Source organism: Clostridium sp. X (assembly GCF_055755365.1).
In genome coordinates this window covers 956,982-981,137 of sequence record NZ_CM146912.1, presented here as the reverse complement: position 1 = coordinate 981,137, position 24,156 = coordinate 956,982, and the positions used below count along the sequence as shown (strand labels likewise).

The following is a 24,156-nucleotide window of genomic DNA, read 5'->3' as shown; positions in this document are numbered from 1 at the left end:
GAAGTGGTTAATAATTGAAGTTAGGCAACGATTATTTAATTAAAAATAATAATAACTATAGAAAAATGTATATTTATAAATTAGGATATATAGTTTTAAGTTTAAATATAATAGTTATTGTTTTGGGAATTTTTTATATAATACATAAAAGTTCATCATGCTTATGGAATATATATGGAATTATTATATTGATTACGTTATTTTTAAACTTTATTTTAATATATTTAAATGGAAGAAATTTAAATATAAAATCAAAAGTAATAAGGTATATTAGGACACTGGGATATGTTTATTTAATTATTATAATAATTGCTATGTTTAATATGTTAGTAGGAAATTTTACTTTATCAAATTCCTATTACAGTGATATAAAATATAATATAAATTTATATTATATAATTTACTTTAGCTATTTTATTATATTTGTAATAGGAGGAATTGTAGCATATCTAAATACATTAGATTATACGAGAAACTATAGCCAGATGAAACAAACAAAGAAAAGAAAAATAATAAGAGGAATTTCTAAATTTATATGTTATTTATTTTTATGTTTTGGAATTCTCGTAGCATTTGTAATCTTAAGTAAAGAATATACATGGAATATGGAAATTTTTTTAGCTCCATTTGCTATATTTTATGGTTTTATCTTTTTAAGCATTACTGTTATGCTTTTAAACTTAAAAAGCTATAAGATGGGAATAAGCTATTATATAGTAGCTATAATTGGTATAGGAGTTAGTGCAGTATGTATGACATCCTTAATTATGACCCCTTCTATAATAATGAAGGCAGAGAAAAGCTTTAATGAGGTTTATGGACAAAGTTGGAGAAGTAGAATTAATGAAAATTATGAAAATAATTTTTTCAAAACACAATTTAGTATTCCAGCATACTTTCTAGGAATTGAAACTAAGAATTATTTATTAAAAAAACAGGTTTTGTTTTATGAGGGAAAGGATGCTGATGGGAAAAAAATAAAATTATATTTCGACGCATATTTGCCAGATAAGACTAAGGAAGATTTACCAGGCAGAGGATATACCGTTATTAGAATTCATGGGGGAGCCTGGGTTGCAGGAGATAAGGGAGAATTAAATATACTTCAAATGAATAAATATTTAGCAGAACAAGGATATGCAGTATTTGATATTCAATATGGACTATGTAATAATAGCGATTTTACTATAGAATTAGGAGAACCTGATTATGTAAAAGGCAATTTTAAAATTGATGATATGGTAAAGCATATTGGAATTTTCACAAAATATATTGAAAAGCATGAATTAGAATATGGAGTTGATTTAGAAAAGATATTCTTATCTGGAGGATCAGCAGGGGGACATTTAGCAGCAGCAGCAGGGTTATGTGCTAATGATGAAGAATATAAGAATATATTTAGCACGAAAATCAAAATAAAAGGATTAATATTATACTATCCAGCAAATGGCCTACCTAATCTAGGTAGGATTGGAGGAGATAGTAGATTAATAAGGCCACAAACATTAGTTCAAAAGAATAGCCCACCTTGTTTGATATATCAAGGTACAAGAGATGGATTAGTCCCACAGGAAGTATCTAAAGAATTCAAAGATATCTATTATAAAAAAGGAAATAAGAATTGTATCATCTTATGGATGACTTTAGGTTCTCATGGAAGTGATCTCTATTTCCCAGGGAATTATAATCAAGTATTTTTATATTATATGGAAAGATTTATGCAGATCAATAAGTAAATAATTATTATAAGTAAGGGAGATGGGGTATATGGCAATAAAAATAATAACAGATAGTGCATGTGATTTACCAAAAGAGATTGTTACAGAATATAATATTAAAGTACTTCCTCTTTTCGTATATTTAGATGATAAGGAATACTTAGACGGAGAAACTATACAGTATAGAGAGTTATATAACAATATGAGAGAAGGAAAAGTGTACAAAACAGCTCAAGTAAGTATAGGGAAGTTTAAAGAGGCATTTTTAGAGGCAGCAGAAAATAATGATACATGCATATATATAGGATTTTCTTCAGTATTATCAGGAACAATCCAATCAGCCACCATTGCAAGGCAAGAGGTTTTAGATATATATCCAGATTTTGATTTACATATATTTGATACAAAATGTGCCTCGCTTGGAGTAGGATTAATAGCATATAAAGCAGCTAAATCAGTTAAAGAAGGTAAAACAAAGGAAGAAATTATTAATAATATAGAATTTAATTTAAATCATATGAACCATATATTCACAGTTGATAATTTAGAATATTTACTTAGAGGAGGCAGGGTTAGCAAGTCAGCAGCTCTTATAGGGGGAATATTAAATATTAAGCCCATATTAGGTATAGAAGAAGGAAAGCTTGTACCTAGAGAAAAAGCTAGAGGTAGAAAAAAATCTTTAAAAAGAATAGTTGAAATAGTAGGAGAAAGAGGAGTAAAGCTAGAAAATCAGCTAATTGGAATATCTCATGGAGATTGTATAGAAGAGGCAGAAATGGTGATTCAGATGCTTAAGGAGAACTATGGCTGTAAAAACATTATGATGAGTACCATTGGTTGTGTAATTGGAGCACATACTGGTCCTGGAACTATCGCATTGATTTTTCTTAATGAAAAAGAATAAACTAATGAAAAAAAGGAGAGTTAATATATGGTAATTAAAATAATAGCGGACAGTAGTTGTGATTTAAATGAAGATATAAAAAAAGAAATAAATATAGATATAGCTTCATTAACAATGCATTTAAAAGATAGAGAATATGTTGATGACAATAACTTAGATGTAAAAGAATATATTAGGAATATGGGGAATTGTGAAGTTGCTCCAAAAACATCTTGTCCTTCTCCGGAAGAGTACATGAAAAAGTATGAGGGAGAAGAAAGTGTGTTTGTAGTAACTCTATCCTCTAAGTTAAGTGGAAGCTATAATAGTGCAGTTTTGGCTAAAAGTTTATTTTTAGAAGAAATAGGAGCTAAGTTTATTCACGTATTTGATTCTCTAAGTGCTTCTGTAGCAGAAACGCTAATTGCATTAAAAATTAATGAATTATCAAAAATAAATTTAAAAGAAATTGAAATAGTAGAAAAAGTAAATGGATATATTAGTGAAATGAAGACCTTCTTTTTATTAGAGAGCTTAGATCACTTAGCTAAAGCTGGAAGATTAAGCCCTGTAATTGCTAAGGTAGCTAACATGTTTTCAATAAAACCAATTATGGGAGCTACAAAGGAAGGTACTATCAAACTAGTTGAAAAGACTAGAGGGGATAAAAAGGCATTTAGAAGATTTGTAGAGATAGTTGGTGAAGAAGGGGTAAATCTAGAGGAAAAAATTCTAGGAATTGCTCACTGTAATTGCTTAGATAAGGCATTAGAATTTAAAAAAGAAGTATTAAAAAGATATAAATTTAAGGACATTCTTGTGGTACAAATGGCAGGATTGAGTTCAACTTATGCTGATGACGGTGGAATAGTCATAGCATTTTAGAATACTGTATTATAATTTTAAAGTTAATAGATTTTAAAAGATGGAGCCCTAGATAAATTCTAGGGTTTTTATTATATTGTAATATTAGGTTTTTCTAAATAGCTGATGTATAATATAAGTATTCTAAATAAAAATAATAAAGTAATTATAAGGACTTTATTATTTTTATAAATAAAAGTATAATAATACCTTATATAGGATTTTTATTTGTACATATTGATACCTATATTATAAAGGTAAAAAGATTACAATGGGGCAAATTGTAAAGAAAGGGGTTATTAATAATTATGAATAAGGTAAATATTGCTTTACTAGGACTAGGTAATGTGGGAAAAGGAGTTTGGCAAATACTAAATGCTAATGAACAAGAAATAAGGGAACGCTCAGGGTATGATATACAAGTTTCAAAAATCCTTGTTAGAGACCCTAATAAGGCAAGAAATTTAGAGGTTCCAGAAGAGATCATTACAACTGATCCAGATGAAATTTTTAATGATGAAAGTATAAAAATTGTTATAGAAGTTATGGGTGGAATTGATCCAGCAAAAGACTATATGATTAGAGCTATGAAGAGCAAAAAGCATGTAGTAACAGCAAATAAACTTGCTATAGCCACATCAGGAGCGGAGCTTGCAAAGATAGCTAATGAAGAAGATGTGAGATTATGCTATGAAGCTAGTGTTGCTGGAGGGATTCCAATAATAAATGTAATAAATGAAACCTTAACAGGTAATAAAATAGAAGAAATTATAGGAATAATAAATGGTACAACAAATTATATACTTACAAAAATGTACTTAGATAATATGGATTTTGATACAGCTTTAAAGGAAGCTCAAGATAAGGGATATGCAGAGGCAGATCCAACTTCCGATGTAGATGGTTATGATGCTATGTACAAATTAAGTATTTTAACTTATCTTGGATTTGGAAAAATGGTTAATGTAAATTCCATATATAGAGAAGGTATTAGAAATATAGAGCCTATAGATATTGAATATGCAAAAGAATTTGGATATGTAATTAAACTACTAGCTATTGTAAAAGATGTAGATAATGTTTTAGAAATAAGAGTACATCCTACAATGGTTCCAGCAAGACATCCGCTTGCAAATGTAAATGACTCCTTTAATGCTATTTTTATAAGAGGAAATGCAGTAGGAGATCTAATGATGTATGGTAGAGGAGCTGGAGACTTACCTACTGGAAGTGCAGTAGTTGCAGATATTATATCAATATTAAGAAATGATACAGATTCTGTTTATAAACCAGGAAAAAGCAAATGTGGTAGTATGAAGAAAATTAGTAATATGGAAGATACTAGTTCTGAATACTATATAAGAATTACAGTAAAAGATGAGCCAGGAGTTTTAGGAAAGATATCTAGTCTACTTGGAGAAAATAATGTAAGTTTACTATCTGTAATTCAAAAAGGTAAAGGGCAGGATTATGTTTCTTTAGTATTTGTTACTCATGAAACATTAGAAGGAAATATAAATAGATCTGTTGAACAAATCAATGCTTTGAGTAGTGTTAAAAAGATAGAAAATATTATTAGAGTTGAAAAAATAGATAAATAAATACAGAGGATAAAGGAAGTGGAATACATGAATAAAATTTATTATAGAAGTACAAGAGGATTAGAGGGTGAATTAACGGCATCACAAGCTATCCTAAAAGGAATAGCAGATGATGGAGGACTATTTGTTCCAACTATAATTCCAAAGATTGATAAGGATTTTAAAGAGCTAAGTGATATGAACTATAGACAACTTGCTCATTATGTTTTAAGTAAGTTTTTAACTGACTTTACAGAAGAAGAGCTAAAATATTGTATAGAGAACGCATATGATGATAAGTTTGATACAAAAGATGTAGCACCTATGGTTAAGGTTGGAGAGGATTTCTTTTTAGAACTTTTTCACGGACCAACCTTAGCATTTAAGGATATGGCTTTATCAATATTGCCATATTTGCTTACCACCTCAGCTAAAAAACAAAACTTAGATAAAGAAATAGTTATACTTACAGCTACTTCAGGAGACACAGGTAAGGCAGCTCTTGAAGGATTTACAGATGTAGATGGAACTAAAATTATTGTATTTTTCCCAGAAGAGGGAGTAAGTCAAATACAAAAAATGCAAATGCTTACTCATAAAGGTAACAATACTTTTGTAGTTGGAATTGAAGGTAATTTCGACGATGCTCAGAGTGGGGTTAAAAGGATTTTTAGAGATGAAAATTTTGCAAAACTATTAGAAGAAAATAATTGCATATTCTCTTCTGCAAATTCTATAAACATAGGAAGACTTTTACCACAAATCGTTTATTACTTTCATGCATATCTGAATCTTTATAAAAAGTCTGAAATTAAAGAAGATGAAAAAATTAATGTAGTAGTTCCTACTGGAAACTTTGGAAATATATTAGCTGCTTATTATGCAAAAGAAATGGGTATTCCAATAAATAAGCTTATCTGTGCATCAAATGATAATAAAGTCTTATATGATTTCATAACTACAGGAACTTATGATAAATCAAGAGATTTTATTATAACAAACTCTCCATCAATGGATATACTTATATCTAGTAATTTAGAAAGATTGCTTTATCTAATAAGTAATAATGATTCTGCTAAAGTTAAAGCACTTATGAACAATTTAGATACAGTAGGAAGCTATGAAATATCAGATGATATGAGAAAAAATTTAAAAGATTTTTATGGAAACTTTGCAACACAAAAGGAAACAGAAGAATCTATAAAAAGTGTTTATAAAAAGCAAGGATATCTTATGGATACTCATACAGCTGTTGCTTATAATGTTAATGAAAAATATACAGAGCAAGCTAAGGACTCATCTAAAGCTGTTATAGTATCTACTGCAAGTCCATATAAATTTACTTATGCAGTTATGAATTCTTTAGATAGCAAGTATGAAAATTATAATGATTTCCAACTAGTTAAAGAAATGAGTAACTTACTTGGAAAAGAAGAACCAAGTGCCATAAAGGAAATGGAAAACAGAGAAATTATGCATAAAAATATATGCAAAAAAGATGAATTAGAATTAAAGATAAAAGAATTTTTAAATATATAGTAAGTACTTAATATAAAAAATTTATTAATATAAAGAGAAAAAACTTAAGAGCCTTGAGGTTAGGCTTTTAAGTTTTTTCCATTATTAATGATAAGTTTTTACATTTCGGTGATTTGATAGCAGTACAAGAGCACAGTTTTCTATAGCTGTTATACCCTCTTCTCTGCAATAATTTAATATCTCAGTACTTTCAGCACCAGGTTGGATTAATATCTTATCTATTCCAAGCTCTTTTGCTTCTTTTACAACATCAAGGCCAAGAGCTGGAGTTATACATAAATCTATAACATCAATTTTGTAAGGCACATCTTTTAAAGATTTGTAAACCTCTCCTGTAGTGTCTTTAGGATACACACCTTCTACATTGTAATTTCCTTGTTCCAGAGATTTTAATATTTTATATGGAAATCTTTCAGGGTCAAGTACCTTTCCAATAACAACCCAGTTTTCATAATTAAGCAGTTCTTTTGCTTGCATAGTATAACCTCCTTTATATTCATAGTTAGTATTTCCTATATATTTTATTCTATAGAAATTTATAAATTGATAATAATTAATTATAGATTATAATTAGTTATTATTAAAGGCAAATAATTACATTGATATCTTAAGAAATGATATAATAATGAAATAGAGGAGGGAATACAGTTGAAAGAAGAAATTATAAAACTACTTAAAGAAAACGAAAACCATTTTATTTCAGGTGAAAAAATTAGTGAGAACTTAGGTATTACTCGTGCAGCTATATGGAAGTATATGAAGGCTATTAAAGAAGACGGATATGAAATAGAAGCTGTTTCTAGAAAAGGATATAAACTGATTTCATCTCCAGATTTACTTACCTTAGAGGAGATACAACCTAGTTTAAATACAAAATATATAGGAAGAAAGATAGTATATTTTGATTCTATAGATTCTACAAATAATGAAGCTAAAAAATTAGCAAATCTTAATGAGAATGAAGGAACTGTAATTATAGCAGAGGAACAAAAAATGGGAAGGGGAAGACTAGGAAGGCACTGGGTATCCCCTAAGTATAAAGGTATATGGATGTCAATTATACTAAGACCAGATATAAATCCCTTATATGTATCTAAAATAACTCAAATAGCAGCAGCAGCAGTTTCTAAGTCATTATTAGATATGAATGTAAAAGCATTGATAAAATGGCCTAATGATATAGTATTAAATGGTAAGAAGGTCTGTGGAATTCTCACAGAAATGAGTGCTGAGATTAATAGAGTTAACTATGTAGTTGTTGGAATTGGTATAAATGTGAATATAGAAGCAGAAGAATTTGAAGAGGAAGTAAAAAAAATAGCTACATCCCTTAAAATTGAACAAGGTGAAGCTATACAAAGAAAAAAGATTGTATCTATGATACTTAATAATTTTGAGGATTTATATGAAGAATTTATATCAAATGAGAGTATAGATAAGTCCATAAAAATTTGTAGAGAATATTCAGCATTGATAGGCAAGGATATAAAACTAATTGAAAGGGGAAATGAAACTAAATGTAAGGCTATAGATTTAAGTAAAGAAGGAAAATTAATTGTCCAACATAATGATGGAAAAGTTGAAGAGGTAATATCAGGAGAAGTGTCCGTAAGGGGAATATTCGGATATGTATAAGTAAATAAAAAAATAGAAGAAAATTGCACAGCAATTTTCTTCTATTTTTTTATTTTATCTTAATGATAATTGTCTTTTAAGTACTGGTACTATTTTAACACCAATAATGGCAGTAACTACACACTTAATAAAGTCCCCTGGTAGAAAAAGTAACAGCCCAGATTTCAAAGCACCGTACATTGTAATTTGGACCTTATTTACAGTTTTTAATACTATATATAAATAAGGCACTCCTATCATATAAATAATAGCAAGTCCTAAAACTGATGCCATAAAAATCTTTATGAAACTAACATCTTTTGAAGATTCAATAATTTTACCTATTACATAAGATCCAAAAATAAATCCAATTAGGTATCCAAAAGAAGGTTGAAAAATATATGATAGTCCTCCACCTTTTGTAAACACAGGAATTCCTATAAGTCCAATAAATACATAGATAAGTTGAGATAAAGCACCAAGTTTTGAACCAAGCATTATTCCAGCAAGAGCTGTAAACAAAAATTGTAATGTTAGGGATGTAGCCCCCAGAGGAATCTTAATAAATGCTCCTACTATAGTCAACGCAGTAAATAGTGAAACTAAAATCATATCTTTAATAGTAATCTTCATAAATACACTTCCTTTTTTTATTGTAAACTAAAACGTTAAAAATAGTTTACAATAATAATTTTATAATGTCAATAAGTGTACATAAAAGAGTTATAAAAATTATTTTACAATATAAATTAGTACAAATAGGAATGATTCTTAATTTGTATAAATAAATATAATATATTCGGATTGAAAAAAGGAGGAGGATATATGTCATTATGGTGGAATAATCTTTCCAACTTTGAACAGTTTTTTTGGATGTTAGCAATACCTTTTTCAGCCTTATTTATAATTCAAATATTACTTCTGATTATTGGAATAGATGACTCTGTAGATATATCAGATATATATGATGATGTAAACTTAGATGTCAATCATGAATTAGATATAAGTGAGTATAATGACTCTGTTTTAGAGTCAAATGTTCCGCTAAGATTAATTACTTTAAGAAATATAACTATATTCTTTACAATATTCTCTTGGGCAGGGATCGCAGGAATTAGAAATAATTATAGCAAACCAATTACCTTAATTTTAGGATTTTTCTTAGGAAGTGCTGTTGTAATTTTACTAAGTATTGTTTTCAAATTTATATTAAAGCTTACTGAAAGTGGAAATATGAATTTAAAATATGCCATAGGGGTAAGCGGAGAAGTTTATTTGACTATCCCAGAAAATAAGAAGAAGGGAGGCAAAGTTCAAGTTATATTTCAAAGCTCATTAAAAGAGTTAGATGCGATTACCTATGGAAATAAAATTGTTACTGGAACAAAGGTGATTGTAATTGGAGTTGAAGAAGATTGTCTAGTAGTTAAAGCACTAGAATAAGTAAGGAGGAGTAATTAATTATGTTTGAATTTTCATCTGTAATTTTAATGGCTGTAATTGTGGTGGCTATATTTGTGATTGTAATTGCATTATTTGCTAGATATAAGAGATGTCCGTCTGATAGAATACTTGTTATATATGGTAGGACAGGAAAGGCAGCTGATGGGAGTAGCCGATCTGCAAGATGTATACATGGTGGGGCTGCATTTATATGGCCTGTAATTCAAGGTTATGAGTTTATGGAACTTAGACCTATAGCTATAGATGTTAATTTGACAAAAGCATTAAGTAAACAAAACATTAGAGTAGATGTACCATCTACTTTTACAGTAGGAATTTCTACTGAACCTGGAATTATGAATAATGCAGCAGAAAGACTTTTGGGATTGAAAAGGGAAAGTATTCAGGAGCTTGCCAAAGATATAATATTTGGTCAGCTAAGACTTGTAATAGCAACTATGGATATTGAAGAGATAAACTCAGATAGAGATAAGTTTTTAGATAATGTATCGCAAAATGTGGAAGCAGAGCTTAAAAAGATAGGTCTTAGACTTATTAATGTAAATGTTACAGATATCAAGGACGAATCAGGATATATTTCCTCATTAGGTCAAGAAGCAGCAGCAAAGGCTATAAATGATGCAAAGAAAACTGTGGCTGAAAAGAATAGAGATGGTGCTATTGGAGAAGCAGAAGCTAAGAGAGAAGAGAGAGTAAGAGTAGCTAAGGCAAATTCAGAGGCTATAGAAGGAGAAAACCAAGCAAGAATTACGGTAGTTAATTCAGATTCAGAAAGACGTGAAAAAGAAGCGGAAGCAAATAAAGGTGCAATAGCAGCAGAAAAGGTTCAAGCGGCTAAAGCATTAGAAGAAGCATATTATGCAGAACAAAATGCAGAAAAGGCTCGTGCAGAAAAAGAAAGAGCTACAAGTGTAGCTGATATAATAGTTAAAGCAGAAATAGATAAAGAAAAGATTCAATTGAATTCAGAGGCAGAGGCAGAAAGAATTAGACGCCAAGCAAAAGGTGAGGCTGATGCAATATTATTTAAAATGCAAGCTCAGGCGCAAGGTACAATGGAGATATTAAGTAATCAAGCAGAAGGATTTAAAAAGATTGTAGAAGCTGCAGGCAATAATTCAAGTGATGCTGTAATGCTTATGATTGCAGATAAACTACCTGAGATTGTTAAACTACAAGTTGAAGCCATTAAAAATATAAAAATTGATAAGGTAACAGTATGGGATACTATGGGTTCAGGGGGTAATGGTACTCCAACTACGGCAAACTTTTTGTCAGGAATGTTAAAATCAATTCCACCTTTCCAAGATGTATTTGATGTGGCAGGAATGGAGTTACCAGCTTATCTAAAAAGTGCTACTAAAGAAGAGGTATTAGAAGAACAAGCAATATTAAATGAAGAGTCGGAAATTAAATAGTAGATTTAAGGGGGAGAATAGATTGGCATTTTATTTAAAAAAGGAAAAGGGAATGATTCCTACTGAGAATAGGACCTCAGATACAGTTATAGGTAAAGATACAAATATAGAAGGGAATATAAATTCAAATTGTACAGTAAAAATTGAAGGAAATTTTAAAGGTGAGATATTTACAAGTAGTGATGTTATTATAGAAGAAAATGGAGTAGTTACAGGAAATATTAAAGCAGCCAAAGTGAGTATATCAGGAAAGGTAGAAGGAAATGTAGTTAGCTTTGAATTACTCCAAATAGAGCCTACTGGAAAACTTATAGGTGATATAGAAGTTAAAAGCATTTCTATATCAGAAGGAGCTATATTTAAAGGAAGAAGTGTCATGATGAATGAAGTATATAAAGAGGCTGATATTGAAGTAACTCAAAATGGGAATTATTATCTAGAAGAGTCACTATAATATATTTTCAAATAATAAAGTACAATATATTAGTAATATAAAAACCCCCTTATATATTAAAATCTCAAATATATAAGGGGTGTTTTTTAGTTGTATAAGCTGTTTAGCGTATTTGCCCTTCACCATATATAATATATTTAGAAGAAGTTAACTCTTTTAAACCCATAGGTCCTCTTGCATGTAGTTTTTGAGTGCTTATTCCAATTTCTGCTCCAAATCCAAACTCTCCACCATCCGTAAAACGAGTAGAGGCATTTACATATACAGCAGCAGCATCAACCTCTTGTAAAAATCTTTTAGAGTTCATATAGTTGTTTGTAAGAATTGATTCTGAATGTTTAGTACCAAATTTATATATGTGTTCTATAGCCTCATCTAGTGATTCAACTACTCTTGTTGCTAATATTAAATCAAGATACTCAGTTGACCAGTCTTCTTCAGTAGCAGGTTTAGCTTCAGTCACTATGCTTTGAGTAACTGGGCAACCTTTCATTTCCACACCAAGTGTATTAAGATGTGCTGAAAGTTTATTTAAAAATTCATTTGCAATATTTTTATGAACAAGAAGTGTTTCAAGAGCATTACAAACACCAGGTCTTTGAGTTTTTGCATTTATAACTATATCTACTGCCTTATCTAAGTCTGCAGATTCATCAACAAATACGTGACAGTTACCAACTCCAGTTTCAATTACAGGAACTGTAGAATTTTGTACTATAGTATTAATAAGTCCTGCTCCCCCTCTTGGGATTAGCACATCTATATACTGATTAAGCTTCATCATTATATTAACAGCTTCTCTGTCTGTATTTTCGATAAGAGTGATAGCCCCAGTAGGAAGTCCGTGTTTTTCAGCAGTTGATGATAGTATATCAGCTATTGCTTTATTTGAATGTATAGCCTCTGAACCACCTCTTAGAATTACTACATTACCTGATTTTATACAAAGAGCTGCTGCATCAACAGTTACATTAGGTCTTGCTTCGTATATTATTCCTATAACTCCAAGAGGAACACGAATTTGATTAATTTCAAGGTTGTTAGGCATTCTCCAGCTTTTAATTCCTTCACCTATAGGGTCATCAAGAGAGGCAACATCTCTTAATCCTTTTGCCATGGAGGTAATTCTTTTCTCATCTAACATAAGTCTATCTAAAAGAGAAGTTGATAGACCTTTTTCCTTCCCATTATCCATATCTTTCAAGTTAGATTCTAGTATAATATCTATATTCGCTATTAGAGCATCAGCCATAGCAATTAAAGCTTTATTCTTAGTTTCTGTACTTATAATCCCCATTTTTCTAGCAGCATTTTTTGCTATACTAGCTTTATCTATTACATAATCTTTAATATCCATATTTAGCCCTCCTTTTTATAAATAAAAACATAATATATTAAAACCTTAACAAAATACTATTTAAGCAGTACTAAGTTGTTTGTATGAATTACTACATCATAATTTTTATAGCCTAATTTTTCTTCAATACAACAAGAGTTTACCCCTTTAATTATATCAATATCCGTAGAGTTATAATTTGTAACACCATGAGCAATCTCTTCTTTATTTATATTAAGTACAGAGATTACTTCACCTTCAGAAAAGCTACCTTGAATAGATAAGATGCCTTTAGGAAGCAAACTTTTATGACCTTTAATTAGTGCAGTTTCTGCTCCGGCATCAACTATAACATAACCATTAGTCTTTGTTCCAAAGGCCATCCAATGTTTTCGAGCTTGAAGGGGTTGTTTATGACCTTTGAAGAAGGTACCAACATCTTTCCCGTCCAATATATTATTTAGAATGTTTGGAGCATCTCCATTTACAATAATCATAGATGAACCATAAGAAGTTGCTATTTTCCCTGCATTAATCTTGGTTATCATTCCACCAGTTCCAAGGGAACTTCCAGCACCATCAGCGGCATTTACTATATCCTCAGTAATCTCATCTACATAATGTATAAATTTTGCATTTGGATTGTTTTTAGGATTAGAATCATATAATCCATCTATATCTGTAAGAAGAACTAATAAATCAGCATTAACAAGGCTTGCTACCATAGCTGAAAGGGTATCATTATCTCCGAATTTTATTTCCTCAACAACTATAGCATCATTTTCATTGACTATAGGTATAACCCCTTGCTCTAATAGGGCATAAAAGGTGTTACTTGCATTTAAGTACCTCATTCTGTGAGACACGTCTTCTCTTGTGAGGAGAATTTGTCCTACTATCTTTCCATACTCAGAAAACAGTTTTTCATACATATGAAGAAGTATTCCCTGACCTACAGCAGCTGCTGCTTGTTTCTCAGGAATAGTTTTGGGTCTAGTTTTAAGTCCCAGCTTACCTATACCTGCTGCAATAGCTCCTGAAGAGACTAGTATAACCTCAATTCCACGATTATGTACATCAGAAAGCTGTCTTACTAAGTTCTCTATCCGATTTAAGTTAAGAAGTCCTGTAGAGTGTGTTAAAGAGGAGGTACCTACTTTAACAACTATCCTTTTAACCTGTTTTAAATGTTCTTTTCTATCATTATTCATGCTCTTTCAACTGTTATACAGTTTAGCCCCTTTCTTATATTAAATTATTTAACATTGTTCATTTTTAGCTATAAAGGTGTATAATAAAAATATTGTTAATTTAACAAATTATATCATGAAAGTAATATCTAATTCAATTTTGCGGGAGGAATATTATGAATAATAAAATAGGATTTATAGGTTCTGGAAATATGGCTAGTGCAATGATTAAAGGAATTACTAAATCTGACCTAATTAAATCTGAAAATATAATGGCTAGCGATCCAAATTTAGAAAAACTTAGTGATCTAAAGAATCAAACTAATATTAAAATTACTACTAATAACTTAGAAGTAGCTAAGTTTTCTAATATATTATTCTTATCCATTAAACCTAATAAATATAAAGATATAATTGAGGAAATAAGAGATAGTATTTCTGAGAATACTATTATAATAACTATAGCAGCGGGAATAACTAAAAGTAGAATAGAAGAGTATTTTTCAAAAAAAGTAAAGTTAGTTCGTACTATGCCTAACACTCCTGCACTAGTTGGAGAAGGAATGAGTGCCTTATCACCTAATGAATATATAAGTGAAGAAGAGATAAACATAATATCAGATATATTTAAATGTTTTAGTAAGGTTGAAATAATTGAAGAGAGTTACATAGACACAGTTACAGCGCTTACTGGTTCGTCACCTGCTTACGTTTATATGTTTATTGAAGCATTAGCAGATGGAGCTGTACTAAAAGGGCTTCCGAGAGATAAGGCCTATAAAATGGCTGCACAAGCAGTATATGGCTCTGCGAAAATGGTATTAGAAACAGGGAAACATCCAGGGGAACTTAAGGATGAAGTTTGTTCACCAGGAGGAACAACTATAGAGGCGGTATATTCATTAGAAAAGAGTGGGCTCAGAGCAGCTGTTATTGAGGCCATGGAAAAATGTATAGAAAAAGCTAAAAATATGAGTAAGTAAATGTGAATGCATAAAAGTATCAACAACTAATTCTATACGAATATTTATTGTGGAAACATAGTAATGATTCGGATTTAATATTGACTAAATAAAGCCCCTTTGGTACTATAAATAAGGGAAGAATAGATACGGAATAAAGGATTTTAATATATTAACGAAAGTGAGGAAATGTTATGTCAGCATTTGTGGTATTAGGAGCCCAATGGGGAGATGAAGGAAAAGGAAAAATGACCGATTATCTTGCAGAAAAAGCGGATGTAGTAGTTAGATTTCAAGGAGGAAATAATGCTGGACATACCGTTGTAGTTGGAGATAAAGAGTATAAACTTCATTTAATACCTTCAGGAATATTACATGATAATAAGTTAAATGTAATAGGTAACGGTGTTGTTGTTGACCCTAAAGCTATGTTTACGGAGATTGACTATTTAGAAGATTTAGGAATAAAAGTTACTCCAGAAAAGCTTTTAGTAAGTGATAGAGCACAAGTAATTATGCCATATCATAGAGTTTTAGATGGTTTAAAGGAAAAGGCAAGAGGAAAAGATGATATAGGGACTACTGGAAAAGGAATAGGACCTTGCTATACAGATAAAGCTGAAAGAAGTGGAATTAGAGTTTGTGATTTAATAAATAAAGAAGTTTTAGAAAGAAAACTAAAACAAAGTATTGAAGATAAAAATGAGTTAATAAAACTTTATGGCGGAGAAGTTTTAGATTTTAATACTATATATAATGAATATTTAGGATATGCTGAGAGAATTAAACCTTATGTAGCTGATATATCCGTAAGAATTTATGACGAAATAAAGAATAACAAGAATGTAGTGTTTGAAGGAGCTCAAGGATCTTTATTAGATATAGATTACGGAACTTACCCATATGTAACCTCTTCTAACACTATAGCAGGAGGAGTATGTACAGGAGCTGGTGTTGGACCAACTGCAATAACTGGGGCTGTAGGTATTGCTAAAGCTTACACTACAAGAGTTGGTAAGGGTCCATTCCCAACAGAACTTACTGATGAAATGGGAGATCTACTAAGAGAAAAAGGTCATGAATATGGAGTTACTACAGGTAGAGCAAGAAGATGTGGATGGCTTGATCTTGTTATTTTAAAGAGTACTGCAAGAATTTCTGGTCTTACTAGTTTTGTTGTGACTAAAATTGATACTCTTGCTGGTTTTGACAAATTAAAAGTTTGTACAGGATATAAATTTGAAGATAAAATTATTGATTATTTCCCAGCTTCTTTAGAGGATTTAGCAAAATGTGAGCCAGTATATGAAGAGTTTGAAGGATGGGATGATAGCATAGCAGATGCTAGAAGTTACGAAGAATTACATGAAAATGCAAAAATATACTTAAAGAGAATAGAAGAGTTTACAGGTGCAAAAGTTGCTATAGTTTCTGTTGGACCAAAGAGAGATCAAACTATAGAAATTAGTGAACTATAAAATAAATAATAAAATTCATATAGGGCAAAATAATATCCATGCAAATTAAGAACTTGCATGGATTTCAACCGATATGTTACAATATGACTAAAATATATTAAGTGAGGTGATTGAAGTGAAAATAACTAAGGATATGACAATAGGAGAAATCGTTAGAAATTTCCCACACTCTCCAGAAGTATTAATGAGCTTTGGTATGGGTTGTGTAGGATGTCCATCAGCACAAGGAGAAACTTTAGAAGAAGCTGCTATGGTTCATGGAATGGATATAGAAAAATTATTAGAAGCTTTAAATAAATAAGAATAAAGTTAAATATATTGCTTTTAAAAGAACATAGAAACAGGCACAATTATTTATATTTAAAATAGTTGTGCCTGTTTTCTTATTAATAAAATGTAATAATTCCGAAAATTATGGAAATTGCTACAAAAAAGATATATAATTATATTAATTGTATATTTAAGAGAAATTCAAGCTGTAGCTCTTGAGGAAATAATGTCTTCAATTGAAAAACTAAATGAAACAGCTAAGGTATTACAAAATATGGCGGATAAGCTTTAAGAGGGATTATGTATGAATAGAAAGATAGAAGAAAAGGAATATGAAATACATTATTATGAAGTAGATTATAAGAAAAGAGCATTTATGACGAGCTTAATGGGTTATTTTAATGATATAGCCACATTTCAGAGTGAGAAGCTTGGAATCGGTATTGATTATATGATAGAAAATGGTATGGCCTGGATATTGTATAAGTGGGATATCAGTATAGAAAAATATCCAAAGTATGGAGAAAAGATTATAGTTATCACAGAACCATGTGCATTTAAAAAGTTCTATGGGTATAGAAAGTTTCAGGTTCTAGACTCTAATAGACAAATTATAGCATCTGCAAGCTCTGCATGGCTTTTAATTGATATCAAAGAACGAAAGCCTATTAGGGTAACTGAGCACTTAATTAGTACTTATGGATTAACAAAGGATAGCAATGAAGTTTTAAAAATTCCCAACATAAAGGATTTACAAAAGGTAGATAACTCAGTAGAATTTAAAATAAGATATAGTGATATTGATACTAATGGTCATGTAAATAATGAAAAGTATGCAGCTTGGTTAATTGAAAGTGTCCCTTTAGAAATAGTGCTAAGCTGTACTCTTATTAATATAAAGATCACTTATAAGAAAGAAAGTAAATATGGGGAAGTTATAAAAGTATTAAGTCATGTAGAGCATGAGAACAATCATAGTATAGTAACTCATAAAGTTATTAAAGATGATGAAGAAATTACACTAGGTGAAACTACTTGGAAAAAAGATAATCCTTAAAAAGAAAATTGCAGGTCAATTTTCTTTTTAAGGATTATATGCAGCTAATGAACTTTAATAAAGCGTGTTAGCTAAAATGGCTATTTTACCGAAGCATTCTCGCTGCAACTACCCCAGAGGCCCATGCCCATTGTAGATTAAAACCACCACAATCAGCATCTACATCAAGAATTTCACCACAAAAGTATAGATTAGGTACTATAATGGATTCAAGAGTACTAGGATTTATTTCTAGTGTATTTACTCCACCGGCTGTAACCTGGGCGTTATTAAATCCATTAGTGCCTACAACTTCAAATTTCCATTCTTTTAAAAGACTATATATATTTTGTTTTTCATTCCAAGTTAGATCCCAGCAAGATTTGTGTATGTTTTCTATACCGCTTTCTTTTAGAAGAACAGGGATTATTTTTTTATTTATTATACCGATAAAAGAATCATGAACACTTCTATAACCAAATACTCCCCAATGATTTTCGAGAAATTCTTTTAGATCATCTTTATTTAAATTATGCATTAAATCTATTTTTAAGGTTACATTTTTACATTGTAATAAAGAATGAGAGGCTTCTCTACTGAGCTGAAGTATAGGAGGACCGGATATACCATAATCTGTGAATAAAATCTCTCCCAATTCTTTTTTGAAAGGTTTATTATTAATATAGATTTCAGCCATACCATCAAACTTAACCCCAGATAAGGCTTTTAGCTTAGGATAACTAAGTTTCAATTGTACGAGAGCAGGTATAGGTTCTATAATATTGTGTCCCAGTTTTTTAGAAAGAGAAAACCCTGAACCATCTGACCCTGTATTAGGAGCAGATTTACCGCCACAACATAATATAAGTTTTTCACATTCATACTCAGTAGAGGTATTAGTATATAACTTAAAAGCACCAGATAGTCTTTTTATATCCGTGACTTTTGTATCTAGATATACAGGAATTTGTTTTTCTTCTATTGAGGCTTTTAAGATATCTATAACAGAAGAGGACTGAAGAGACATAGGATACATTTTACCTTCTTCTAGTGATATTAGTGGCAATCCAAGTTCTTGAAAAAAGCTTATGGTAGCAGAGAGTGAAAAAGAATTTAGAACAGGCTCAAAAAAATTAGGATTAGCACTGTGATATCTATCCATGGTTATGTTACTATTTGATATGTTGCATCGTCCATTACCTGTGGTTAAGAGTTTTTTTCCTATTCTATTATTACTTTCTAATATTGCAACATCAAGTCCTAAGTTCTTTGCTGTTATTGCAGCTATAACTCCGGATGCTCCTCCACCTACTATTATAATTTTATGATTCAAAATGGTCCCTCCTCTTTAGGATTCAAATATATATATTTTATCATATTGTAATATAATAAAAAGAGATTTATTATTTTATTAGAGAGCGTTTTTAAGTAAGGGGTGATTTAATGTTAATCGTGTATGCAGTATCGGACTCAATAGGGGAAACAGCAGAGTTAGTAGCAAGAGCTTCGGCTACACAATTTAGTGATGAAATCCATGTACAAAGGGTACCATATATAAAAAGCGCAGAGGATGCATCAGAATTTATAAATAATATTAAAGACGTTAAAAATTCACTTGTTGTATCGACAATAGTTTTAGTAGATGTAAGAGAGTTCCTTGTTCAAAGATGTGTTGAAAAGGGAATAAACATAATTAATATACTAGGACCTTGTATTAGTATGTTATCTAGAATGATAGGAAAGAATCCAGAATATAAGCCAGGGGCTGTATGGAGAATGGATGATGAGTATTATAAAAAAATTGAAGCTATGGAGTTTGCAATTCAATATGATGATAGTAAGAATCATAACGGAATAAAACATGCGGATATTATATTAGTTGGACTTTCAAGAACATCTAAGACCCCTTTGTGTATGTATTTAGCCAATAAAGGTATAAAGGCATTAAACGTACCTCTAATGCCAGAGATTCCATTACCAGAAGAATTATATGAAGTAGATAGAAAAAAAATAATTGGTTTAACTATAGATCCTATTCAACTTATGGAAATCAGAAAACATCGATTAGGTAGTGTGACAACATCTTATAAAGAAATTGAATATGCAAATGCAGAAAGAGTATTACAAGAATTAGAATATGCAGATAAAGTTATGGGAAAATTAAGATGTAGAACTATAGACGTAACAAAGAGAGCAATTGAGGATACAGCTCTTATAATTATGGAAAGCTTCGGATATAAAGTCGATAATAGGTAAAATATAAGGTTTTTTATAAAGAAAATAAAAATTTTTGAAAAAAGTTTGCAAAACATGTTGACTCTTTCTTCAAAATGTTATATTATATTCTTCGTCGGGTGTGACAAACAAATTGATGTGAAGCACTTGATGAAGAATTAAATTTTAATAAGGCTCCTTGGTCAAGCGGTCAAGACACCACCCTTTCACGGTGGTAACAGGGGTTCGATTCCCCTAGGAGTCACCATTTATGGGAGCATAGCTCAGCTGGGAGAGCACCTGCCTTACAAGCAGGGGGTCACAGGTTCGATCCCTGTTGTTCCCACCATTGTTTCAAATATGGCCCAGTGGCTCAGTTGGTTAGAGTGCCGGCCTGTCACGCCGGAGGTCGAGGGTTCGAGTCCCTTCTGGGTCGCCATATGCTGGCATAGCTCAATTGGTAGAGCAACTGACTTGTAATCAGTAGGTTTCGGGTTCAATTCCTGATGCCAGCACCATTTGAAATTTAAGTTTAAAATTTAATAAGGCTCCTTGGTCAAGCGGTCAAGACACCACCCTTTCACGGTGGTAACAGGGGTTCGATTCCCCTAGGAGTCACCATTTATGGGAGCATAGCTCAGCTGGGAGAGCACCTGCCTTACAAGCAGGGGGTCACAGGTTCGATCCCTGTTGTTCCCACCATTGTTTTAAATATGGCCCAGTGGCTCAGTTGGTTAGAGTGCCGGCCTGTCACGCCGGAGGTCGAGGGTTCGAGTCCCTTCTGGGTCGCCATATGCTGGCATAGCTCAATTGGTAGAGCAACTGACTTGTAATCAGTAGGTTTCGGGTTCAATTCCTGATGCCAGCACCAAAAAAACTTAGATATTAATCTAAGTTTTTTTATTTGCAAATTTATAATTAATATAAAACCTTTATGATGCATCTTTTTTCAATTACATCATAAAGGTTTTTAATTATGTAAGATAATTATTAAGTTCCTGTAAAGTAGAAATATTTTTCTCTTTTAATCTTTGGAAGAAGCTCTCTAGATATTTATAGTTATTCTTATTTGTATTCCTTGCATACAATAAGGATCTAAATACAATACTATTATCTATTTGCTCACAAAAATCTCTTATATTCTTCACTTCAGTATCATCATCGTTAAAATACTTTCGATAGTAATACTCTATCTGATTAAAAGAATCTTCATTAAATAGTATCTTATTATTATTGTGTCTTGTTCTAGAACTATTAAGAATACTTTTTAAATTATCTGTGTTATTCATAGACGATTTAGGACTTTTAGAATCAAAGGTTTTGCTATTAGTATTACTAGAAGTCACAGTTTTAGGTGCTAAATTCAAGTTAGATTTTTTAAAGAAATATTCAACCTTTGTAGCTGTATTTAATCCAGAAGATTTCCACTCATTTATTGTCTCCATAAAAGAAGGGAGATCAGTTTTTCTATTTGAACTACAATAGTCTATACACATTTTAACTACTTTAGGCTCTAACTCTTTGAAAAGTTCTGTAATATCTTTTTCAATACCTATTCTATTTCCTATCTTTTTTTTAAACTCTCTTATTATTTCTTCTTTTTCTATATCTTGTGCCATAAAAGAACTCTCATCTTTATTATTGTTAGAAGTGCTAAATTCAGAAGATAAGCCAAGGTGCTCTTTAACTTTATCAGCAGTGTTAAGGTTAAATCTTATCCACTCGTTCAAGGTATCTATAATAAAGCTTATTTCACCTTTGTTTTTTAACTTTGCATAATCTATAGCAAACATTATCACTGATAAGTCAACTTTAGTTGAAAAGTTTTTAATTATAGTATCTATTTGTTGTCTATTATCACAGATTTCTCTTGTATAATAATTAATAACTCTTTCTAATTCTATATGCTCGTCTGCCATGGTATCACCCTTACCTATTTAAAATAATTTTAATGAAGTCTATATCTATAATTACTTAAGTGGAATGTTCTTTTTCGTGTAATTATTTCTTATTCGTATATCATTTCCGTAAAAGTTATGAACTATAAAGTTTCCAAGCAATCTAGAGGTTATTCTGTCTGAATAAGTTTTTAATATTTCATCTAAAGAATAGTTAGTTGAAATCAGCATCTTTTTCTCTCTTAATAATTTTTCATTAATTAAATTAAACAATTCAGTTAGAGTAAAATTAGTGATTTGTTCAGTACCTAAGTCATCAATAACTAAAAGATCACAATTAATTAGCAAGTCTTCTAAGTCACTATCGTTTCCTAATCTCATTTTTCTTAAATCATTCATTAAACCGTTAGCTGTTCTATAGACTACTAAAAATCCTTTATCTAATAATTCCTTAGCTATACAATGGGTCAAGAAAGTCTTGCCCGTTCCAGGAGTTCCGTAGAATAGCATATTATCCTTATTAGAATCGAAGGAATTAATAAAAGTCATGCAACTAGTTAATATGTTTTCTAAATTCTTTCTAGGGCTAGAAGGATATTCTTCACTACGCTCTTTAGAAAAGTAGTTGATATTAAAGTTATCAAAGTTTTCTCTTGCCAAAATTGATTTAAGTTCAGAATTATTATAGTAAATATGAGAAAGCTTCTCTTTAAAACAGCTACAAGGCTTTATTCCAATAAAGCCTGTATCTTTACAAAAATGACATTTATAATGAAGAGTAAGGTAATTCATAGGATAATTGTTACATACAAGAATCTCAGACTTTTTAATTCTTAAATCGTTAATATTTTCTCGCAGGTTTTTTATATACTCATCTCTATTTTTTATAGATTTAAAGGAAGATAAAGATAATTCAATAGATAATTTATTTATCTGTTGTTCGATTTTAAAAACCTGAGGAAGTTTTTCTTCAATTTCTTTTCTTCTTTGTTTTAAAGAATCTTGTTCTTCTCTTCTAATAGTTTCATAATTATTTAATATTTGAGATTTATAACCTTTAATCATTATTATCCCATCCTAATAAGTTTCTTTCTATTTCATCTATATCATAAGACCCTTGCTTTCTATTGGTAAAGGTATTGTTTGAGGAATTATTATTATAGGTATTGCTCTTATTAAATTTAGGTTTAGATTTTGTTTCTACATCCCTAAGAGTTTTTATGTTATTTCTAAACCAGCTATTTAAAATACCATCAATGTATTTAAAATCAGATTTATTTATTCTCTCAAAACAAATATCGCAAGCTTTATATATCATCTCTAGAGAAAAGTTATATATATCAAGCCATTTTTCAATCATCTGTTCTTGAGGTTTCATAATCTCCATATTCTGAATACCTAGATACTTTAATACTTTTTTAATATTTAGCCATTTATCCTCTCGACCCTTTATGAATATTTGAGCTTCATCAATATTTTTAATTTTAGCATCATGCCAGGAAATAGCTATTCTTTCAATATATCTGTAGTCCGTTTTCCCTTTTGATGCGCTATATTGAATTAAAAGTAGTATTAATTCAGGTGAAAAATTAAAATCTTTTTGCCAACTTAAATACATTGTCATCTCTTTACTAGATAATGGCCTACATAAAAGCTTTTCTATATCCTCCATCATATCTTTTATAGAGTCATTCTTTAACTCGGCTAAAAGATTAATATTTTCCTTCGGTTCTGCTGCGGAAATATTAAGTTCTAAGAAATCTACAGAATAATTACCCATAGTATCTATTTGATCAATTTTAATTACTCCCTCATCGTGCCAGTAGTTCCAAGCATTCATAACGTCGCTTTCAAGTAAATTTAGGGTATTAGCTATATTAAAGGAATTAGCGCCAAGTTCGCCAGAGAGACAATAACGTAATCCTAAAAGATAAACTTTAATATATTCTCCACGAGCCTTTGGCATAAATTTATCTATGAATACATTGCTTATATGAGTATACTCAGTATTCTTGTTTTTAAACATGAATGTGCTCATGAAATCGCTACCTTTCTATTTAATATCGCACTATATATAGTATACATAGTGATTAATCATAACAAAATATAGAAATCATCTTAATTTATGAAGTTAATAAAGATGAATCGTGTCAAACTATATTATATACAATAATTCAGATTAATTAAATGAAAAATATATTTATAGAATTATATTTTATGAAACTTAGGGAATAT

23 protein-coding genes and 8 tRNA genes are annotated in these 24,156 nt (G+C 30.4%); 23 read left to right on the top strand and 8 right to left on the bottom strand.

The features are described 5' to 3' along the window. Nucleotides 1-14: 14 nt before the first annotated feature. The 5 genes from ACX0KU_RS05025 to thrC all read left to right on the top strand — a co-directional run bounded on the left by ACX0KU_RS05025 (nt 15) and on the right by thrC (nt 6,587). Nucleotides 15-1,736, top strand: a complete 1,722-nt coding sequence (locus ACX0KU_RS05025; protein ID WP_472991797.1) for an alpha/beta hydrolase fold domain-containing protein — start codon at nt 15-17, stop codon at nt 1,734-1,736. Nucleotides 1,737-1,767: 31 nt separating this feature from the next. Further along, on the top strand, nt 1,768-2,625 hold the full coding sequence (locus ACX0KU_RS05020) for a DegV family protein (protein WP_472991796.1): 858 nt from the start codon (nt 1,768-1,770) through the stop codon (nt 2,623-2,625). Nucleotides 2,626-2,652: 27 nt separating this feature from the next. Beyond that, on the top strand, nt 2,653-3,489 hold the full coding sequence (locus ACX0KU_RS05015) for a DegV family protein (RefSeq protein ID WP_472991795.1): 837 nt from the start codon (nt 2,653-2,655) through the stop codon (nt 3,487-3,489). 287 nt (nt 3,490-3,776) lie between these two features. Further along, entirely contained in the window at nt 3,777-5,069 is a 1,293-nt protein-coding gene (locus ACX0KU_RS05010; RefSeq protein ID WP_472991794.1) for a homoserine dehydrogenase, read from the top strand. A gap of 27 nt (nt 5,070-5,096) precedes the next feature. Continuing rightward, on the top strand, nt 5,097-6,587 hold the full coding sequence (gene thrC / locus ACX0KU_RS05005) for a threonine synthase (protein WP_472991793.1): 1,491 nt from the start codon (nt 5,097-5,099) through the stop codon (nt 6,585-6,587). Nucleotides 6,588-6,671: 84 nt separating this feature from the next. Here thrC and ACX0KU_RS05000 read toward each other — a convergent pair whose 3' ends face one another. Then, a complete protein-coding gene (locus tag ACX0KU_RS05000) occupies nt 6,672-7,064 on the bottom strand; it encodes a CoA-binding protein (RefSeq protein ID WP_472991792.1) in 393 nt (130 codons plus the stop codon). Between the two features lie 171 nt (nt 7,065-7,235). On the opposite strand from ACX0KU_RS05000, the gene ACX0KU_RS04995 reads away from it, so the two are divergent. Continuing rightward, a complete protein-coding gene (locus tag ACX0KU_RS04995) occupies nt 7,236-8,222 on the top strand; it encodes a biotin--[acetyl-CoA-carboxylase] ligase (protein WP_472991791.1) in 987 nt (328 codons plus the stop codon). Between the two features lie 54 nt (nt 8,223-8,276). Here ACX0KU_RS04995 and ACX0KU_RS04990 read toward each other — a convergent pair whose 3' ends face one another. Further along, complete coding sequence (locus ACX0KU_RS04990; protein ID WP_472991790.1) at nt 8,277-8,834, bottom strand: biotin transporter BioY; 558 nt, start codon at nt 8,832-8,834, stop codon at nt 8,277-8,279. Nucleotides 8,835-9,026: 192 nt separating this feature from the next. On the opposite strand from ACX0KU_RS04990, the gene ACX0KU_RS04985 reads away from it, so the two are divergent. The 3 genes from ACX0KU_RS04985 to ACX0KU_RS04975 are packed head-to-tail and all read left to right on the top strand — an operon-like array spanning nt 9,027 to nt 11,537. Beyond that, nucleotides 9,027-9,644, top strand: a complete 618-nt coding sequence (locus ACX0KU_RS04985) for a hypothetical protein (RefSeq protein ID WP_472991789.1) — start codon at nt 9,027-9,029, stop codon at nt 9,642-9,644. A 20-nt stretch (nt 9,645-9,664) separates the two neighbouring features. After that, a complete protein-coding gene (locus ACX0KU_RS04980; RefSeq protein ID WP_472991788.1) occupies nt 9,665-11,083 on the top strand; it encodes a flotillin family protein in 1,419 nt (472 codons plus the stop codon). Between the two features lie 22 nt (nt 11,084-11,105). Then, nucleotides 11,106-11,537 carry a bactofilin family protein gene (locus ACX0KU_RS04975; protein WP_472991787.1) on the top strand — a complete coding sequence of 144 codons (432 nt, stop codon included), beginning with the start codon at nt 11,106-11,108 and terminating at the stop codon, nt 11,535-11,537. A gap of 103 nt (nt 11,538-11,640) precedes the next feature. Here ACX0KU_RS04975 and ACX0KU_RS04970 read toward each other — a convergent pair whose 3' ends face one another. After that, the gene (locus ACX0KU_RS04970; RefSeq protein ID WP_472991786.1) at nt 11,641-12,894 is read right to left on the bottom strand and encodes a glutamate-5-semialdehyde dehydrogenase; all 1,254 of its coding nucleotides are present in this window, start codon (nt 12,892-12,894) and stop codon (nt 11,641-11,643) included. A gap of 56 nt (nt 12,895-12,950) precedes the next feature. Then, nucleotides 12,951-14,084 carry a glutamate 5-kinase gene (gene proB, locus ACX0KU_RS04965; RefSeq protein ID WP_472991785.1) on the bottom strand — a complete coding sequence of 378 codons (1,134 nt, stop codon included), beginning with the start codon at nt 14,082-14,084 and terminating at the stop codon, nt 12,951-12,953. A 155-nt stretch (nt 14,085-14,239) separates the two neighbouring features. Here proB and proC point away from each other — a divergent pair, with 155 nt between their 5' ends. The 5 genes from proC (at nt 14,240) to ACX0KU_RS04940 (ending at nt 17,830) form a co-directional block, all read left to right on the top strand. Further along, nucleotides 14,240-15,046 carry a pyrroline-5-carboxylate reductase gene (gene proC / locus ACX0KU_RS04960; RefSeq protein ID WP_472991784.1) on the top strand — a complete coding sequence of 269 codons (807 nt, stop codon included), beginning with the start codon at nt 14,240-14,242 and terminating at the stop codon, nt 15,044-15,046. A gap of 173 nt (nt 15,047-15,219) precedes the next feature. Next, nucleotides 15,220-16,503: an adenylosuccinate synthase gene (locus ACX0KU_RS04955; protein ID WP_472991783.1), complete on the top strand. Its 1,284-nt coding sequence runs from the start codon at nt 15,220-15,222 to the stop codon at nt 16,501-16,503. A 115-nt stretch (nt 16,504-16,618) separates the two neighbouring features. Next, nucleotides 16,619-16,804: a DUF1858 domain-containing protein gene (locus ACX0KU_RS04950; RefSeq protein ID WP_472991782.1), complete on the top strand. Its 186-nt coding sequence runs from the start codon at nt 16,619-16,621 to the stop codon at nt 16,802-16,804. Between the two features lie 120 nt (nt 16,805-16,924). Then, entirely contained in the window at nt 16,925-17,065 is a 141-nt protein-coding gene (locus ACX0KU_RS04945) for a hypothetical protein (protein ID WP_472991781.1), read from the top strand. 12 nt (nt 17,066-17,077) lie between these two features. Then, entirely contained in the window at nt 17,078-17,830 is a 753-nt protein-coding gene (locus ACX0KU_RS04940; RefSeq protein WP_472991780.1) for an acyl-[acyl-carrier-protein] thioesterase, read from the top strand. An 85-nt stretch (nt 17,831-17,915) separates the two neighbouring features. On the opposite strand, the gene ACX0KU_RS04935 is transcribed toward ACX0KU_RS04940, so the two are convergent. Further along, a complete protein-coding gene (locus ACX0KU_RS04935; protein WP_472991779.1) occupies nt 17,916-19,142 on the bottom strand; it encodes a BaiN/RdsA family NAD(P)/FAD-dependent oxidoreductase in 1,227 nt (408 codons plus the stop codon). Nucleotides 19,143-19,252: 110 nt separating this feature from the next. Here ACX0KU_RS04935 and ACX0KU_RS04930 point away from each other — a divergent pair, with 110 nt between their 5' ends. The 9 genes from ACX0KU_RS04930 to ACX0KU_RS04890 all read left to right on the top strand — a co-directional run bounded on the left by ACX0KU_RS04930 (nt 19,253) and on the right by ACX0KU_RS04890 (nt 20,894). Further along, nucleotides 19,253-20,065: a pyruvate, water dikinase regulatory protein gene (locus tag ACX0KU_RS04930; RefSeq protein ID WP_472991778.1), complete on the top strand. Its 813-nt coding sequence runs from the start codon at nt 19,253-19,255 to the stop codon at nt 20,063-20,065. Between the two features lie 151 nt (nt 20,066-20,216). Beyond that, nucleotides 20,217-20,291: transfer RNA gene (locus tag ACX0KU_RS04925), tRNA-Glu, on the top strand. A gap of 5 nt (nt 20,292-20,296) precedes the next feature. Further along, nucleotides 20,297-20,372, top strand: a tRNA-Val gene (locus ACX0KU_RS04920). A 13-nt stretch (nt 20,373-20,385) separates the two neighbouring features. Continuing rightward, nucleotides 20,386-20,462: transfer RNA gene (locus ACX0KU_RS04915), tRNA-Asp, on the top strand. A gap of 3 nt (nt 20,463-20,465) precedes the next feature. Beyond that, nucleotides 20,466-20,541: transfer RNA gene (locus tag ACX0KU_RS04910), tRNA-Thr, on the top strand. A 28-nt stretch (nt 20,542-20,569) separates the two neighbouring features. Next, nucleotides 20,570-20,644: transfer RNA gene (locus tag ACX0KU_RS04905), tRNA-Glu, on the top strand. Between the two features lie 5 nt (nt 20,645-20,649). Then, nucleotides 20,650-20,725, top strand: a tRNA-Val gene (locus ACX0KU_RS04900). Nucleotides 20,726-20,738: 13 nt separating this feature from the next. Further along, nucleotides 20,739-20,815: transfer RNA gene (locus ACX0KU_RS04895), tRNA-Asp, on the top strand. Between the two features lie 3 nt (nt 20,816-20,818). Then, a tRNA-Thr gene (locus ACX0KU_RS04890) sits at nt 20,819-20,894 on the top strand. 103 nt (nt 20,895-20,997) lie between these two features. Here ACX0KU_RS04890 and ACX0KU_RS04885 read toward each other — a convergent pair. From ACX0KU_RS04885 to ACX0KU_RS04875, 3 genes are read right to left on the bottom strand one after another with little or no spacing between them, the layout of a single operon-like run. After that, on the bottom strand, nt 20,998-21,942 hold the full coding sequence (locus ACX0KU_RS04885) for a DnaD domain protein (RefSeq protein ID WP_472991777.1): 945 nt from the start codon (nt 21,940-21,942) through the stop codon (nt 20,998-21,000). Between the two features lie 51 nt (nt 21,943-21,993). Further along, a complete protein-coding gene (locus tag ACX0KU_RS04880) occupies nt 21,994-22,986 on the bottom strand; it encodes an ATP-binding protein (RefSeq protein ID WP_472991776.1) in 993 nt (330 codons plus the stop codon). After that, entirely contained in the window at nt 22,979-23,959 is a 981-nt protein-coding gene (locus ACX0KU_RS04875; RefSeq protein ID WP_472991775.1) for a DnaD domain protein, read from the bottom strand. The genes ACX0KU_RS04880 and ACX0KU_RS04875 overlap by 8 nt, the downstream gene beginning before the upstream one ends. Nucleotides 23,960-24,156 lie beyond the last annotated feature (197 nt).

Coding starts and splice junctions, on each gene's coding strand:
- ACX0KU_RS04930 (WP_472991778.1), top strand. CDS start 19,253: ATGTTAATCGTGTATGCAGTATCGGACTCAATAGGGGAAACAGCAGAG.
- proC (WP_472991784.1), top strand. CDS start 14,240: ATGAATAATAAAATAGGATTTATAGGTTCTGGAAATATGGCTAGTGCA.
- ACX0KU_RS04990 (WP_472991790.1), bottom strand. CDS start 8,834: ATGAAGATTACTATTAAAGATATGATTTTAGTTTCACTATTTACTGCG.
- ACX0KU_RS05010 (WP_472991794.1), top strand. CDS start 3,777: ATGAATAAGGTAAATATTGCTTTACTAGGACTAGGTAATGTGGGAAAA.
- ACX0KU_RS04980 (WP_472991788.1), top strand. CDS start 9,665: ATGTTTGAATTTTCATCTGTAATTTTAATGGCTGTAATTGTGGTGGCT.
- ACX0KU_RS05000 (WP_472991792.1), bottom strand. CDS start 7,064: ATGCAAGCAAAAGAACTGCTTAATTATGAAAACTGGGTTGTTATTGGA.
- ACX0KU_RS04940 (WP_472991780.1), top strand. CDS start 17,078: ATGAATAGAAAGATAGAAGAAAAGGAATATGAAATACATTATTATGAA.
- proB (WP_472991785.1), bottom strand. CDS start 14,084: ATGAATAATGATAGAAAAGAACATTTAAAACAGGTTAAAAGGATAGTT.
- ACX0KU_RS04985 (WP_472991789.1), top strand. CDS start 9,027: ATGTCATTATGGTGGAATAATCTTTCCAACTTTGAACAGTTTTTTTGG.
- ACX0KU_RS04885 (WP_472991777.1), bottom strand. CDS start 21,942: ATGGCAGACGAGCATATAGAATTAGAAAGAGTTATTAATTATTATACA.
- thrC (WP_472991793.1), top strand. CDS start 5,097: ATGAATAAAATTTATTATAGAAGTACAAGAGGATTAGAGGGTGAATTA.
- ACX0KU_RS05020 (WP_472991796.1), top strand. CDS start 1,768: ATGGCAATAAAAATAATAACAGATAGTGCATGTGATTTACCAAAAGAG.
- ACX0KU_RS04955 (WP_472991783.1), top strand. CDS start 15,220: ATGTCAGCATTTGTGGTATTAGGAGCCCAATGGGGAGATGAAGGAAAA.
- ACX0KU_RS04875 (WP_472991775.1), bottom strand. CDS start 23,959: ATGAGCACATTCATGTTTAAAAACAAGAATACTGAGTATACTCATATA.
- ACX0KU_RS04970 (WP_472991786.1), bottom strand. CDS start 12,894: ATGGATATTAAAGATTATGTAATAGATAAAGCTAGTATAGCAAAAAAT.
- ACX0KU_RS04880 (WP_472991776.1), bottom strand. CDS start 22,986: ATGATTAAAGGTTATAAATCTCAAATATTAAATAATTATGAAACTATT.
- ACX0KU_RS05015 (WP_472991795.1), top strand. CDS start 2,653: ATGGTAATTAAAATAATAGCGGACAGTAGTTGTGATTTAAATGAAGAT.